This window comes from Sedimentibacter sp. (assembly GCF_038562225.1).
GTDB lineage: Bacteria > Bacillota > Clostridia > Tissierellales > Sedimentibacteraceae > Sedimentibacter.
The window spans coordinates 1,306,768-1,322,286 of sequence record NZ_JBCFAS010000001.1 but is presented as its reverse complement, the minus strand read 5'-3'; the positions used below and the strand labels follow the sequence as shown (position 1 = coordinate 1,322,286).

Annotated in this window: 15 protein-coding genes; 12 read left to right on the top strand and 3 right to left on the bottom strand. The window is 34.3% G+C overall.

Annotated features, from left to right (window positions below):
* Positions 1-3: 3 nt before the first annotated feature.
* Both AAGU76_RS06260 and AAGU76_RS06255 read right to left on the bottom strand, forming a co-directional pair.
* Positions 4-795, bottom strand: coding sequence for an electron transfer flavoprotein subunit beta/FixA family protein (locus tag AAGU76_RS06260; protein WP_342484587.1), 792 nt, complete (start codon positions 793-795; stop codon positions 4-6).
* A gap of 15 nt (positions 796-810) precedes the next feature.
* Positions 811-1,950, bottom strand: coding sequence for an acyl-CoA dehydrogenase (locus AAGU76_RS06255; protein ID WP_342484586.1), 1,140 nt, complete (start codon positions 1,948-1,950; stop codon positions 811-813).
* A 790-nt stretch (positions 1,951-2,740) separates the two neighbouring features.
* Here AAGU76_RS06255 and AAGU76_RS06250 point away from each other — a divergent pair.
* From AAGU76_RS06250 to AAGU76_RS06235, 4 genes are all read left to right on the top strand, one after another.
* Positions 2,741-3,772, top strand: a complete 1,032-nt coding sequence (locus tag AAGU76_RS06250; RefSeq protein ID WP_342484585.1) for a TRAP transporter substrate-binding protein — start codon at positions 2,741-2,743, stop codon at positions 3,770-3,772.
* Positions 3,773-3,858: 86 nt separating this feature from the next.
* A complete protein-coding gene (locus AAGU76_RS06245) occupies positions 3,859-4,353 on the top strand; it encodes a TRAP transporter small permease (protein WP_342484584.1) in 495 nt (164 codons plus the stop codon).
* A gap of 51 nt (positions 4,354-4,404) precedes the next feature.
* Entirely contained in the window at positions 4,405-5,682 is a 1,278-nt protein-coding gene (locus AAGU76_RS06240) for a TRAP transporter large permease (protein ID WP_342484583.1), read from the top strand.
* 107 nt (positions 5,683-5,789) lie between these two features.
* Entirely contained in the window at positions 5,790-6,362 is a 573-nt protein-coding gene (locus AAGU76_RS06235; protein WP_342484582.1) for a flavodoxin family protein, read from the top strand.
* A gap of 129 nt (positions 6,363-6,491) precedes the next feature.
* Here the strand turns inward: AAGU76_RS06235 and AAGU76_RS06230 are convergent, their stop codons facing one another.
* Complete coding sequence (locus tag AAGU76_RS06230) at positions 6,492-7,934, bottom strand: sigma 54-interacting transcriptional regulator (RefSeq protein ID WP_342484581.1); 1,443 nt, start codon at positions 7,932-7,934, stop codon at positions 6,492-6,494.
* Positions 7,935-8,392: 458 nt separating this feature from the next.
* Between AAGU76_RS06230 and AAGU76_RS06225 the strand changes: the two genes are divergently transcribed.
* The 8 genes from AAGU76_RS06225 (at position 8,393) to AAGU76_RS06190 (ending at position 15,469) form a co-directional block, all read left to right on the top strand.
* A complete protein-coding gene (locus AAGU76_RS06225; protein ID WP_342484580.1) occupies positions 8,393-9,187 on the top strand; it encodes an aldolase/citrate lyase family protein in 795 nt (264 codons plus the stop codon).
* Positions 9,188-9,294: 107 nt separating this feature from the next.
* Positions 9,295-9,675, top strand: a complete 381-nt coding sequence (locus AAGU76_RS06220; protein ID WP_342484579.1) for a cupin domain-containing protein — start codon at positions 9,295-9,297, stop codon at positions 9,673-9,675.
* A 24-nt stretch (positions 9,676-9,699) separates the two neighbouring features.
* The gene (locus tag AAGU76_RS06215) at positions 9,700-10,464 is read left to right on the top strand and encodes a DUF169 domain-containing protein (protein WP_342484578.1); all 765 of its coding nucleotides are present in this window, start codon (positions 9,700-9,702) and stop codon (positions 10,462-10,464) included.
* A 16-nt stretch (positions 10,465-10,480) separates the two neighbouring features.
* On the top strand, positions 10,481-11,353 hold the full coding sequence (locus AAGU76_RS06210) for a DUF6282 family protein (RefSeq protein ID WP_342484577.1): 873 nt from the start codon (positions 10,481-10,483) through the stop codon (positions 11,351-11,353).
* Positions 11,354-11,391: 38 nt separating this feature from the next.
* Complete coding sequence (locus AAGU76_RS06205; RefSeq protein ID WP_342484576.1) at positions 11,392-12,309, top strand: 3-keto-5-aminohexanoate cleavage protein; 918 nt, start codon at positions 11,392-11,394, stop codon at positions 12,307-12,309.
* Between the two features lie 71 nt (positions 12,310-12,380).
* Positions 12,381-13,571 carry a DctP family TRAP transporter solute-binding subunit gene (locus tag AAGU76_RS06200; protein WP_342484575.1) on the top strand — a complete coding sequence of 397 codons (1,191 nt, stop codon included), beginning with the start codon at positions 12,381-12,383 and terminating at the stop codon, positions 13,569-13,571.
* A gap of 33 nt (positions 13,572-13,604) precedes the next feature.
* Positions 13,605-14,183 carry a TRAP transporter small permease gene (locus tag AAGU76_RS06195; protein ID WP_342484574.1) on the top strand — a complete coding sequence of 193 codons (579 nt, stop codon included), beginning with the start codon at positions 13,605-13,607 and terminating at the stop codon, positions 14,181-14,183.
* The gene (locus tag AAGU76_RS06190; protein WP_342484573.1) at positions 14,183-15,469 is read left to right on the top strand and encodes a TRAP transporter large permease; all 1,287 of its coding nucleotides are present in this window, start codon (positions 14,183-14,185) and stop codon (positions 15,467-15,469) included. Before AAGU76_RS06195 ends, AAGU76_RS06190 begins: the two co-directional genes overlap by 1 nt.
* Positions 15,470-15,519 lie beyond the last annotated feature (50 nt).

Below are 15,519 nucleotides of genomic sequence, written 5' to 3'. Positions count from 1 at the left end.
TCCTTATATAACATGCGTTGCTCTTAGTTTTTTTAATAGATTTTCAGCTAATTCTTCTGGAGTATCTCCCTTTATCATTATCCCTTTACTAGTTTGAATAGATACAAAGGTTTTAGATACCTTTGTAGGAGAGGCTTCAAGTCCTACAGATGTTAGGTCCACTCCAATATCTGCTGAATTGTATGTTTTGATATCAAAATTTGCTCCTTTGAGTATGCCTTTTACTGACATATATCTAGGAATATTAAGCTCTTTCATAGTAGATATTACACAAGGCATTTTTATTTTTATAATTTCGTAACCATTGTCTAATTCGCGTTTTAACTTTAATAATTTATCATCTAATAATTCGAATTCTGTTACATATGTTACTTGTGGTAGTCCTAATTTTTCTGCAAGTTGCGGCCCTACTTGTGCGGTCTCTCCATCAATAGACTGTTGACCTGTAAAAATTATACTATATTCTCCGAGTTTTTTTATTCCAGCTGACAATGCGTTTGATGTTGCCCATGTATCCGAACCGCCAAGGGCTCTGTCGGAAAGTAAGACTGCATCATCTGCTCCCATGGCTATACATTCCTGTAATATTTCCTTTGCTTGTGGAGGTCCCATAGTTATAACAGTTACAGTTGTATCAGAATATTTATCTTTAATTTTTAATGCTTCTTCTAGTGCAGTTGCATCATAAGGATTTAGAATACTTTGTACACCATCTCTTATTAGAGTTCCTTTTTTATTGTCTATTTTTACTTCGCTTGTGTCTGGAACTTGTTTAACACATACAATTATTTTCATGTTCTATTCACCCACCTAATTGAATATATCGTTAGAGATAACCATTTTCATTACTTCTGAAGTGCCTTCGTACAATTCTGTAATCTTTGCATCGCGCATCATTCTTTCTACGGGATAATCTTTTATATACCCGTAACCTCCATGAAATTGTACTGCTTTTGTGGTTACATACATGGCTGTCTCTGAACATGCTAGCTTTGCCTGTGCTGCTTCTACAGTGCTTGGCAATCCTTTTTGTCTTTTGTCTGCTGCATTATATAGTAGAAATCTTGAGCCATCTATTTTTGTCTTCATTTTTGCCATTTCAAACGCTAAAGCTTGAAATTTATACAGAGATTTACTAAATTGTTTTCTTTCTTTCATATATGTTACAGCCTGATCAAATGCTCCTTGTGCTATACCTAGCGCCTGTGCAGCTATTCCAAGTCTTCCTACATCAAGAGAAGTCATAGCTATATTAAAGCCTTTTCCCAATTGACCAAGCAAGTTTTCTTTTGGTATGGTACAATTTTTAAAAATAAGTTCAGTTGTTATTGAAGCTCTGATACCCATTTTGTTTTCTTTTTTGCCGGTTGTAAAGCCAGGTGTACCTTTTTCTACTATGAAAGCACTTATCCCTTTAGTACCTTTAGATTTATCTGTCATAGCCATAATGATGTATACGTCTGAGACACCACCACCAGAAATAAATGTTTTTGTACCATTCAACAGCCAATGATCACCTTTGTCAACTGCTTTTGTTTGCTGCATTGATGCATCTGTGCCGGCATTTGCTTCTGTAAGCCCAAATGCTCCGATTTTTTTACCGGATAACAGATCTGGGAGGTACTTTTTCTTTTGTTCTTCAGTTCCATAAGTGAAAATTGGCCAGCAGCATAGGGCTATATGTGTTTGAACGATAACTCCATGAGAAGCACATACTTTTGATAACTCTTCTATTGCCATAACATATGTTACGTAATCCAATCCAGCCCCGCCATATTCTGTTGGAAGAGGCATTCCCATTACCCCTAATTTCCCAAGTTTTGAAATCGTCTCGTATGGAAATTTTGCATCTTCATCTAGTTCTTTAGCTATTGGTTCAATTTCAGCTTCAGCAAATTGCTTTATCATTTTTTTTATCATTTGTTGTCCTCTAGAATAACTAAATTCCATTTATTATTCCTCCTAATTTTTTTGCAAGCAAAATACATCTTGTATATGGGCTATATATTAGCAAGACTTATGCCAATAGTAGAGTAACGGTATTATTTATTATTGGTATCTGCTTATTATGAGTAATAACATAGGAGAAAAGCTATTGGTTAGCTAGACGAATTACCTTATTACAACCTTTATATAAAATAATTAAAATAAATTTTATTAAGTTTTCAGGTGTTGAAGCGCATTTAGTTTAGACAAATGTTTTATATTTTTAAGTGCTGTTAAGATTAAAATAATCCAAAGAACCATTATGGCAATTCAAAAATGACTTGATTTTTTATTTCATTTTCTAACATAAAATCATTTAGTGCTGAATTTAAAAAAATGAGTAATGCAGAAATGGTTTAATCAATACTAGGAAATTATATCTAATTGCTCAGGACTATAATTTTGATGAAGTTTCGAATATTCAATGCATACGTAGAATTTTATATAAGCCTTAAGTTCAACTTTAGGTAAAAGTTATTTTTGTGCTGGCATTTTGAAATGACAAACAATGCATTTTTGACTTAAAATTAATTATAATGCTTTTCTAATAGAGACAAATCCTATATTTATCAGTATAAAACTAGTTGGCATATAAATTGCTTTTGTAATAATTGACTAATAACTACAAAATTAAAACGGGGGTATTAGATAATGATAAAAAGACTTAGGACGTGATATTTTATGAAGACAGTATATGTGAAGTTGTGAAATGGTAAACGATTATATCAATAAAAAAAGAAAGGACGAAGTTTAAATGAAAAAAATTATGACTTGTATTATCTTAGTAATGCTATTATTATCATTGCTTGGCTGTAGCAGAAATGATGTAAATTCAGGGAATACACCAAATCAGGAAAGCTCAGAAAAAACCCTTAATATCACACTGGCAGATTATGGTTCAAGTAAAATGCCTCCAGCAGACGCATACAGATATGCTGTTGAGTATCTTAAAGAAAAAAGCGGTGGAAAAATAAACGTTGATTATGTTCCTGATGGCGCTTTAGGATATGAAGCAGAATCAATTCAGCAGTTAATGGATGGTACAATAGAAGCAGCAGTTTTAGGAACAAGCACATTTAGTAAGTACACAAATAAATTGGAAGTTTTCCAACTTCCTTTCCTGCTTAATGATTACGAAAAGGAATTAGCAGCTTTCGAAAGCCCAGAAGGACGAGCACTATTAGATTCAGTTGAAGAACTTGGATTTAAAATAATTACCTTCACAGAGAACGGTATGAGAAACTTTGCCAATAATGCAAGGCCTATTTTAAAAACTGAGGATCTAAAAGGGTTAAAGCTTAGAATTGCACCAAGTAATATGTTACAAAATGCCATGAACCTTTTAGGTGCAAATCCAACACCTTTAAATTATGCTGAAATATATACAGCTCTACAGAATAAAGTAATTGATGGAGAGGAAGTAAACATTACGTCTCTTTATGCAATGAAACACTATGAGACAATTAAGTATTTCTCAGAAATAGGCATGTATCCATTCCCTGCTGTTGTTGTTTTTAATCTGGATTATTGGAATTCTTTATCCGAAGAAGACCAAAATTTGATTATGGAAGCATTTAAAGAAGCAACAAAAAAAGAATTAACGGAATATCTACCTAACTTTGAAAAAATGGCAAGAGAAGAGTGTGAAAAAGCAGGTGTTGAATTCAACGTAATTGAAGACAAACAAGCCTTCAAAGACCTTGTAGCACCTCTTTATGAAGAATATAAAGATAAAGATCCTGATATAGCAGCATTCATAAAAATGGTTGAAGAACTTAAAAATTAGTTTTAATTTGCCCTCCCGGCTAGCTGGGAGGGCAAAGGTGAATTTTATAGTATGTTTAAAAATATTCTTCAAGGAGGTTATATACAATGGTTACAGTAAAAAGTATTTTTGATTTTATAGCCAAGCTTATTAAAGTTTTTTTGGGTGTACTGCTTGTTGTCATGCTTGTCGTAGCGTTGATAGAGGTTTTTAGGCGTTACATCTTAGGTCGATCGTTTGCTTGGGCAGAGGAATTAATAAGATATTTGATTATTTGGATTTCTTTTCTTGGAGCTGCTGTGGCGTACAAGGAAAATAACCTGGTTTTTTTTGATTTGGTTGCAAATAAAATTAAGGGCAAAGCGAAAATGATTCTTCTTATAATAACTAACACCATCACCTTGAGCATAATCCTTTTTGTTTTTTTAAATTCAGTAGAAACTATACTGAAGCCTTCTATTTTAACGCAAAAAAGTATAGGATTGCAAGTCCCTATGGTTATTCCATTCTTATCTGTTCCTTTAGGTCTGGGTTTAATGTTCTTATTTGGACTATATAAATATAGAGAAATCATTGCGGATTATGAAAATAATCAAATGTAAAAAATAGGGTGCCTATATGACACTACATTATAAAGATGGATGGTATAGATTATGACTTTATCGATTATTTCTTTTGCTGCTACCTTAATAGCTGGACTGCCCATAGCTATTGTATTGGGGGCAGCTGGGATAACACATTTAATTGAAATAGGAAATCCGGCATATCTTCATATTATCACTCAACGTATCTTTGCAGGGATGGACGTTGTAGGGCTGACCTGTATTCCTTTTTTTATCGTTGCAGGAGAGGTAATGAATGCTAGTGGTGTTACAGGAAAACTTTTGGAATTTATTCGTAGTGCAATTGGTCATTTTCGCGGAGGTCTGGCATATGCCGTTGTACTTATTGCAATGATATTATCAGCTATACTTGGATCAGCTAATGCTGTCGCTTCTATACTCGTAGCAACAATGATTCCAGAAATGTCAAAAGATAAATACCCTGAAGAATTCAGCGGTGCGTTAATCGCCTCTTCAGGAATACTAGGTCCTGTTATTCCACCAAGTGTTACTTTTGTTTATTTTAGTGTATTAAGTAATATTTCTGTAAACGCTTTATTCATGGGTGGGGTTATTCCAGGTATCCTTTTGGGCCTAGGATTTATCATTGTTATTACAGTAAGTGTAAAAAAATTCGGTTTACCAAAAGGAGCAGCTTTTAATTTCAAAAAATTATTATTAAGTTTTATTTCAGCTTTACCTGCATTAATCGTCCCATTTATTATTGTAGGTGGCATTATGGCAGGGATATTTACGCCTACAGAATCCGGAGCAGTTGCAGTATTAGCAGCTTTTCTTGCAGGCTTATTTTATAGGAAACTTAAATTTCATATGCTTCCGGGTATTTTTATAAGAGCTGCTATTGCTACATCAAGCATCTTTCTTATTATAGGTTTTGGAAATATCATAGGATGGTCTATGGCAATTGATAAAATTCCACAAGCAATTTCTGCTGCAATATTGGGGTTAACTCAAAGCAAGACTATTATCATATTGCTTATGTTAGGTGCTCTGGTTGTCATTGGTTGTGTTATGGAAGCTACGGCGGCAATGCTTATATTTACCCCTGTTATGCTACCTATTGCAATAGGAATAGGTATGAACCCTATACATTTTGGGATTGTGTTTTGTATCATGCTTACTATAGCTTTAGTAACACCACCTGTTGGAATGGTGTTATTTGTGACTTCAAATATTTCAAATATTTCTCTTGAAAAATTAAGTAAAGCTGTAGTTCCATTTGTAATCGTAGCATTTGTTGTGACGTTTGTAATTGCTTTCGTCCCAGATATTGTACTATGTATACCTAAAATGCTTGGTATTATATAGAATGTAAGTGAAAAGATTAAATGCAACAAGTAAGTTATTTTGGGACGTTATCTCATAAAAAAGGCTCAGACTTTGATATGATTGCACAATATAAGCAGGAGACTAAAATGAAAAAAATATTAGCTTTTAATGGTAGCCCTCATACCAATGGTAATACATCTTTAGCACTTAAAGTTGTAACAGATGAATTAAATAGAAATGGAGTCTGTACGGAAACAATCCAGCTGGGAGGAAAATATATAAGACCATGCTTAGGTTGCAGAAAGTGTTTTGAACTTAAAAACAAGTCATGTATTATTAAAGATGATAAAATAAATGAACTAATTTTAAAAATGGATAAGTCGGATGGATTTATAATAGGCAGTCCAGTCTTTACTTCTAATGTTACAGCTGCGGTAAAGGCTTTTATGGACAGAACAAACTTCGTGGCTAAGGCCAATGGATTTATGTTTAAAGGAAAGATTGGTGCACCTATAATTGTCGCAACAAAAACAGGTGCTAATTTTGCTTATTCTGCCATTAATTTTATGTTTGGGATTTCTGATATGATAACAGTTGGATCGACTTATTGGAATTGTGCATTTGGGAAAATGCCTGGAGATATTTTTAATGACAAAGAAGGTATAGAAGGGTTTGTCAGATTAGGCAATAATATTGCTGAATTACTGCAAAAAATATAAATATAAGAAATAGTGTCAAAGAGAATAAAGGTTATTTAGTTGTTAGACTAAATAACCATTTTTTTATTTTATAACAAAGAAAAATTTTTATTTGAAGATAATCTAATTATATATGTGTTGGTTTTAATATTACCACTTGAGATTATATCTGTGCGCTTTTCTTACAATTGTGGATTGTGTTGACTTTAATGCCTCAGCAGCTTTATAAGTACTTCCGTATTTTGTGAGAGCATTTTGAATAAGATTTCTTTCAAAATGTTCTACAGCTTCAGACAGAGACACGCTTTCCATATCTGATGTGAAGCTGTTGTCAGGATTTATAATATTACTAATGCTTTCTTCGCGTATCTCTTTTTCATTACCAATAATAATAAGCCTTTCTAAAAGGTTTTCTAGCTCTCTAATATTACCGGGCCAGCTATAATTTATAAGAAGTTGCATAGACTTATCTGATAGACGCTTATTTTTTCCGTATTTTTTATTAAATGTATCAAGAAAGTATTGCACAAATAGAGGAATATCAGATTTTCGTTCATTGAGAGGGGGAATATGTACAGGAATAACATTTAACCTATAGTATAAATCACCTCGGAAAAGCCCTTTGTTTACCATGGATAGTAGATCTTGATTTGTTGCTGCGATTACACGAACATCAATTTTTATTGATTTCAGTCCCCCAACTCTCATGATTTCACTTTCTTGAAGTACACGCAACAGTTTTGGCTGCAAATTATAAGGAAACTCTCCGATTTCATCTAAAAGTATTGTTCCGGTATCTGCGAGTTCAAATAGGCCCTGTTTTGACTTGCTAGCTCCAGTAAATGCACCTTTTTCATAACCGAATAATTCTGATTCTATTAGGTTTTCAGGTATTGAAGCGCAGTTTATTTTAACGAATGTTTTATCGTTTCTGAGACTGTTCTGATAGAGTTCATTAGCAAAAACTTCTTTTCCTACACCACTTTCTCCGGTAATTAGCACCGTAGCGTTGGTTTTTGATACAAAATTAAGATAATCCATTATATTAATGATCTCTTTGCTAGATCCAATTATTTTTGTTGGTAAATATTGTTTTCTATAATAATTCAATTCATTTGAAATAATAATATTTTTGTGAATTTCTTTTTCTAGTTTTTCAGATTTATCCGCTGATTCAGTTATGTCATTTAAAGTGGTAACAACATATTTTACTTGACCATCAACAATAATTGGAGAACTGGTAACTAAAATTTTACTGTTGTCTACAGAATAGGTAAACATAGAGATTTTAGTCTTAGTTTTCACCACTTTTAAAGCAACTGAGCTTGAAAGTGCCTCCTTGAAATGGGTTACGTTACTTTCTGGATTATCATCAAATTTATCAAAATCAATTGAAAAATAAAACTTTGCGTTGGATTTTTGTAACACATCGTTAATACGTTTCCCGATAGCATTCTCTCTATTGATACTCATGTGCTTTTCCCATTCCTTATTCACATAAACCAATAGTCCATCGCTGTTTATAATATGCAATGGCAACTCTAAGACATCAATTAAATCCGATATTTGTATACTGGATTCTAAATTCGTCATCTTACAATACCGCCTCTTTGAATTTTAAATTTCTTGAGAATCTTATCACACCTGTAATATATTGTCAATTCAAAAATGACTTAAAAATTTTGCTGCATTTTTACTGAACAATCAATGAAAAAGTTATTTGTATGCACTTTAAGAAAACTAAAACGATGCAAAAATGAATTAAAATATAGAATAATTCATTTGGTTGTATTTTAGTTAAACACTTCAATAAAACCTTGAATAATCAATGAATTTTGAATTCCGACATGATTACACGCTTGAGCAATTGCAGAGATATTATTGTATTTTCATTTTAATGGGTTTTCATAATGCATCTATGACTTAAAACGCATTGATCGTAAGTCTTTAGTGGCTGAAAGTCCTATATTTATTGGACTAAAACAGTTGGCACGTAAATTGCTATAATAATAAATAGATTTAATAAAATTATTAACAAAGGGGGTGAATTAATGCGCATCAAAGGTCAAAAGACCATGAAACAAAGGCTATTAGATAGAGAGATACTTCTGGGAACCTTTGTTAAACTTAATTGTCCACAATTGGTAGAGATGTTGGGATTTTCTGGATTGGATTTTGTTATTATAGATAGTAAGCATGGTGCTTACAGCTACGCCGATTTGCAAGATATGGTTAGGGTATCAAATGGTGTGTCTATGAATGCGATTGTTCGTATTCCTTCTATTACAGAAGAAAGTATTCTTCATTCGTGTGATATAGGTGCACAGGGGATTCAAGTACCTAATGCTAACACTTTGGAAGAAATTACTTTTGCTGCTGAACATATGCGTTATCATCCATATGGCAAAATGGAATTTGCATTAACAACCAGAGCATCTATGTACACTTTTTGTAATAGTTTGGATCATATTAATTATGTAAATAACGAGCTTTTATCTGTTATTATGATTGAAAATCTAGAAATGGCAGGAAGGATTCAAGAAATTTGTCAAATACCACAAATTGATGTGCTTTTTATTGGAGTAGAGAATATAAGTCAATCTATCGGAAAGCGAGGACAGACAAATGATCCCGAAGTTTTAGCAATTGTACGAGGAATCACGGAGACTGCGATGAAAAACGGTAAGTATGTAGGTGTTTATGCAGGGACTATTGAGGAAGTCAAGATGTATTCAAATTGGGGTATACAGTTAATTGCATATATTTCAGAAATGGTGATGATTGCTACTGAATTTAAAGAGGTCTGTGCATCATTAATGGCAATTAGGGATGAATCTAATATGTAGACTATTTTTAATTTGCATCATCAATTAAATGTAATATTAAATGTTAAAATCGGATTTTATCCGATTATATAAAAACTAATCATTAGTTAAAAAATGGAGGAATTAAAATGAGTAAAATTTCGTATGGAAACTGGAATGAGACAAAATGGCAACCGCTTAGAGCAGGCATAGAACGTGTTGTGTTTGGAATGGATGCCGACAGTATGTGCTGTACTATAGGTAGAGTTGAGAATGGAAATGAAGTAAAACCACATACACACCCAAATGAACAAATTGCTTTGGTACTTGAGGGAGAATGTGACTATTATGTAGATGGTGTTGCTTACAGAATGACTCCTGGTTCATGGGTTACTGTACCATCCAATGTTGAACATTACATTCATGTATATGACAGTTCTGTTCCATGCTTGCAAATGGACATATTTACACCGGATAGACCGGAATATACTGAGAGCTATACTCAATTTCTTAAAGAACAAGGAGAATAAAACTAAATTAAAGGAGATGATAGAATGGAATCTTCATATGATTGGGAAAAGATAACGCATTCTCTTTCAAGGCTTATTCGTATTGTTCCTACACCGGTGGGTTTACAGTTTTGTGAAAGTGATGAAGAACTTAATAGTATTCCTAAGGTAAGATTATCCGACATGCGGTTCACCGCATGTCAGGGTATAGGTCAGGCTATACAATTTGGTTGGACTGTGGGAATACGTCCGCAAAACATTCATGCAGATTATTGCAGAACAATTCATGGTATGGTTTCACCAGATGAGAAGTTTTATTCCGGCAAAATGTTTGCGAACATTTGGAATGATGAAGAAAGTGCTAAAAAACATCATTGTTCGATGCTGTGTGCGCCTCATAAGTATGTAGCAGTCGTTGCTTCACCACTTAGTGCGGAACGCCTAAATAGGGTTGATGTATGTCTGATATATGGTACTTCTGGACAATTATTTATGTTGTTAAGTGGTTTTCTGTATTCTGATTATCAGAAACTGGATTTCACTTTTTCAGGAGAATCAGCCTGCAATGATACTTGGATTCGCACATTGGTAACAGGAAAGCCTAATATGGGTCTACCAAGTTTTGCTGAAAGAAAATTTGGAGGAGTTGCTGACCATGAAATAGTCCTTTCAATTACCCCAAAAGATCTTGTAAAAGCTATAGATGGAACTGAAAAGTTATACAAAAATGGATTGCGTTATCCTATTGCACCATATGGATTAGTAACAGATGTTATGGCTGGTTTACCGGAAAGTTATAAAGCTTTTTAGTTAGGGAGGTGTTACATTGAGAGAAATTTTAAAAGGCATTATTGATATACACGTACATGCAGGCCCTTCGGTTGCTAAAAGGGAAGTTGATGCGTCGGATATGCTTAAAGCTGCTACTGCGGCAGGATACAAAGGTTTTTTAGTCAAGGACCACTACTTTCCAACAATGATGGGATGCAAAATGGTACAAGAACATTTAGGAAATGGCGATGTTGATATCTATGGAGCAATTGCTTTAAATAATTCTATAGGATTATTTAATTTAAATGCTGTAGACGCTGCATACAATATGGGTGTAAAAATAGTATATTTTCCTACTGTTTCTTCTAAAAATCATATTGATTCACATAAAGGTAATTTTGCTGGTTCAGGGAATAGTACTGTGAGCGAAAAACCAATTGTCTACGTTGACGAAAGCGGTGTCATGGATCCTGCTGCCGTTAAAGTTCTTAAATACATTGCCGATAAGGATATGGTTCTAGGCACTGGACACGGAACTGCATGGGAGGTTGACCATCTGGTAAGAAAAGCCGTCGAGATGGGTGTAAAGAAGATTCTTGTCAACCATCCGCATTTTCACATTGGCGCCACTTTTGAACAAATTAGGGAGTGGGCTGAATTAGGCGCATTTATTGAGTTAAATGTGTGTGTTTTTACAGATGGCTCCAGATTAGGAAGCGTGCCATGGAATGTTGTTGATGAAATGCTTAAGGTTGTTCCGGTTGACAAATTAATACTTGATTCTGATATGGGACAGAAGGGAAATGGATGCCCGGTAGAAGGGATGTATAACTTCATCTGTCTTTTAATGGAAAGAAATGGCTTGACAGAATCCGATATTAATACTATTGCAAAAGAAAATCCTGCAATTTTATTAGGTGTAAAATAAGTTTTATAATTGCAGTAGTTAAAGAAAGGAATTGAAAAATGAATAAAATTTTCATAACTGCAGCGCTAACCGGTGCTGTACATGTACCAAGTATGAGTCCATATTTGCCAATCACGCCTGATGAAATTGCAGAAGATGCGGTATCTGCTTGTGAAGCAGGGGCAGCTGTTGTTCACATACATGCCAGAAATCCTAAAACAGGAGAACCAAGTTCTTCATTAGAATTGATGAAAGAAACGATTCAAAAGGTAAAAGAACGTTGTGATGCAATTATATGTATAACTACTGGTGCAAGTCAGCTAATGTCTGTTGATGAACGGTTGTCTCCAGTATCACAATTAAAACCGGAACTTGCGTCTTGTAATGCAGGATCGATGAATTTTGTACTTGCAGAAATTGCAGGTAAAATTGAGGATGGTTTTGGTTGGGAAAAGCCTTATTTGGAGAAAACGCGTGACAATGTTTTCAAGAATACATTCAATGGCATGGAAAAGTATATTAAAACAATGGAAGAGTTTGGGACAAAACCAGAATTTGAAGTATATGATGTCTCCATGATTAACAACTTAGCGTACTTTAAGCATAAGGGTGTTCTAAAAGGAAAAGTATATGTACAATTTGTATTAGGAATATTAGGTGGTCTTCCTGCTACGGTAGAAAATCTTGTATTTCTAAAAAATACTGCTGATAGATTATTAGGTGACTATATTTGGTCAGTTGCAGCAGCGGGAAAACATCAGTTACCAATAGCTGCAGCTGCTTTATCACTGGGTGGTAATGTCCGCGTTGGATTAGAAGATAATTTATTTATAAAACGTGGTGTTTTAGCAAAATCCAGTGGAGAGCAAGTTTTAGCAGTGAAAAGCATTGCTGACGTTCTAGGTTATGATTTGGCGAGCCCAGAGGAAGTTCGTAAGATTATTGGACTTAAAGGTGCAGATAAAGTTGCATTTTAGTTCAGTAATTTATATATCTAAGCGTATTTCTTCAAATTAGTTTAAAAAAATTTAGAAAGAAGGGTGTAGAAATGATAAAAAAATTTACTAAAACTATTGTTATTGTTTTAATATTGTCTATGTTGCTTACTGGATGTGGTGGAGGGCTTGAATACAACAACTCATCATCACCAAAACCAGCTCAAAATGTGCAAGGATCTAGTGCAAGTAATACAGGTGCATCAAATGAAAAACCTTCTGGCACCAATAGCGTCGGATTAGAAAAGAATGTTTACGAAATTCCACAATATACACCGAAAGAAGGAGTTAAGATTATTAGAGCTGCAGTATCTTTAAATTCGGCTGATTATGGAATTACACCAGCAGGTGTATTATTTAAGACATTGGTAGATGGAATAGAAGAAAAGAGCGGTGGTAAAATCTTATTGCAAATGTATCCAGCAGATCAATTAGCTAGCAGTACTGATGATAAAATTGGCGGTTTATCCTCAGGGGCATTTGAACTTTCAGAGATTTCTGCAGGCGGATGGGGAGACTACACATCAGCTTTTGCGGCTTTAAACGTTCCGTTTTTATATAAAAATATTGAAGTAGCACATGAAGTAATAGATGGTCCTTTTGGTGAAGCAATGTTTAAGAAACTTACAGAAGATTGTAATGTCATTCCAATTAGTGTAATGGAACTAGGTATGCGTCATATGACAAACAGTGTTAAAGAAATTAACGCACCGGAAGACCTGAAAGGAATAAAAATCCGTGTACAGTCTGATCCAATCCAGATTGCTGCTTTTGAAGCTCTTGGTGGATCTATTGTATCTGTACCATTCGCAGAATTGTTTACTGCATTACAACAAAAGCTATGCGAAGCACAGGAAAACCCTATTCATAATATTGTATCAAAAAAATTCTATGAAATACAGCCTTATTTAACTTTATCAGAACATGGTCTTACAGAATCTCTAGTAATTGTTAGTGAAAAGTACTGGGATACTTTATCGGACGAAGAAAAAGGTTGGTTCCAAGAAATCGGAAGAGAAGCGACTGAAGCATCAAGAAAAGCATGCGCTGAACAAACAGACCTTTTAGTACAACAGTTAAGAGATTATGGTATAACTGTAACAGAATTATCAATAGAAGAAAAACAGGCCTTTATGGATAAAATGTCACCTGTTTATGATAAAGCAAAAGAAGCAATGGGAGCAGAGGCATGGGATAACTTGACCAAAGCTATTGCAGATGCTGAAACAAAATTGGGACTATAAATATTGATACTAAAATATAATGAGGTTACTTATATGAACAATAATATTGTAAAAAAGATTATTGACAATATAGAAATATATATCGGGACGGCATTATTTCTAATATTAATGGTTCTTTTGTCAGTACAGGTAACGAGCAGGTATGTGTTCGGATACTCTTTTTCATGGATTGAAGAATTATCGACTATTATGTTGATGTCAATGGTATACTGTGGAGTTGCAGGCGCTGTAAGGGGTCGAAAATTTCTTCGTATTGAAGTTTTAGTTGAATTAATGCCATTTAAAATAAAGAGAATTCTATTGATTTTTAGTAATATTGTTCAAGCAGGATGGATTGCGTTCATACTAATCCCTTTCTTCAATGTTATGTCAAGCATTGGGGGAGGGGTAACCTCCATTCTCCGAATTCCCAAATTATATATTTATGCTATTATACCGTCATTATTGATGTTGTCGTTAGTACGTACTGCACAGGAAGTATATATACTTATGCATGAAACTGAAAAACAATTGGGGAAATCAAAACCAGCATTTGACTTAGATGCTATTGCGGCAGAAGGTTTCGCTGAAAGAGAAAGTAATAAAAGAAACGAAAGTCGAGGAGATTCTTAATGAGCGTTGGATTAATATTTTTGTTGTTGTTTGTCCTTCTTTTTTTAGGTGTACCAATTGGTGTTAGCATCGGTATTCCAATTTGTCTTCTTGTATGGACTACTAAAATTACAACATTTGAGTTTATAGCACAATTTCTTTATTCAAAGCCTTCAGATTTTACTCTTTTGGCGCTTCCGTTTTTTATAGTTGCTGGAGATATTATGGATACTGGTGGACTTTCGAAGCGTCTTGTGGGTGTTGCAAACAGTTTTGTTGGTAATATCACAGGAGGACTTGGGGTTGTAGCTGTTTTAGGCTGTATGTTCTTTGGAGCTGTATCTGGTTCTGCTCCTGCTACAGTTGCAGCAATAGGAACAATTATGATTCCTCAGATGGTACGAGCAGGTTACGACAAATATTATGCTACTGGTCTTGTAGCAGTTGCAGGAGGATTGGGAATTATTGTGCCACCATCCTTTCCCATGGTGCTTTATGGAGTAACAAATGATGTATCTATCTCAGATCTATTTTTGGCAGGAATTGGACCTGCCCTTGTTGTAGGGGTTATATTGATTATCATCAACTATTTTGCATGTAAGAGAAGAGGTTACAAGAATATTGTAGGGAAAAGGGTTAGCCTAAAAGAACTTTTAAAATCAATATGGGATGCGAAATGGGCCCTATTAATGCCAGTGATTATTTTAGGTGGTATTTATACTGGCATATGTTCACCTACTGAAGCCGCAGTTGTATCATGTGTATATGGTTTGTTTATTGGAGTTTTTATCTATAAGGAACTTGATCCAAGAACGATAATTCCTATGTTTAAAAACAAAGTAGATTTTATCGGTGGAGTTATTTTCACTTTTGCTCCTGCAGGTGCTATGGGAGCGATATTCGCATACTTAGGTTATACGACGGTTGTAAAGAACTTCTTCCTGGGAATTTCAGATAATCCTTATGTTATTGTAATGCTAATTTATGGTATGCTTTTCGTTGTTGGTATGTTTGTTCAGACTATGCCTGCAATTGTAATTCTTTCTCCTATTCTTTTAGGTGTTGCTGAAGCAGTTGGAATTGATCCAGTACATTTTGGATTGATTATGACTCTTTCACTATCGGTTGCTTTTGTTACTCCGCCTGTAGCCTTGAACCTTTTTATTGCCTCTTCAATGACTGGGCTGAGTATAGACAAAATCACTCGAGCGGCAGTTCCGTTTATTGTTGGTTTGCTGGCTGCTGAAGTTATCGTTGGATTTAATCCTATTTTAACAACGGGGGTACTTCATTTGTTTGGGAGATAACCTACTGCAGTAAGATTGTTACTGCCTAATTTAAAAAATATAAGGAGAAT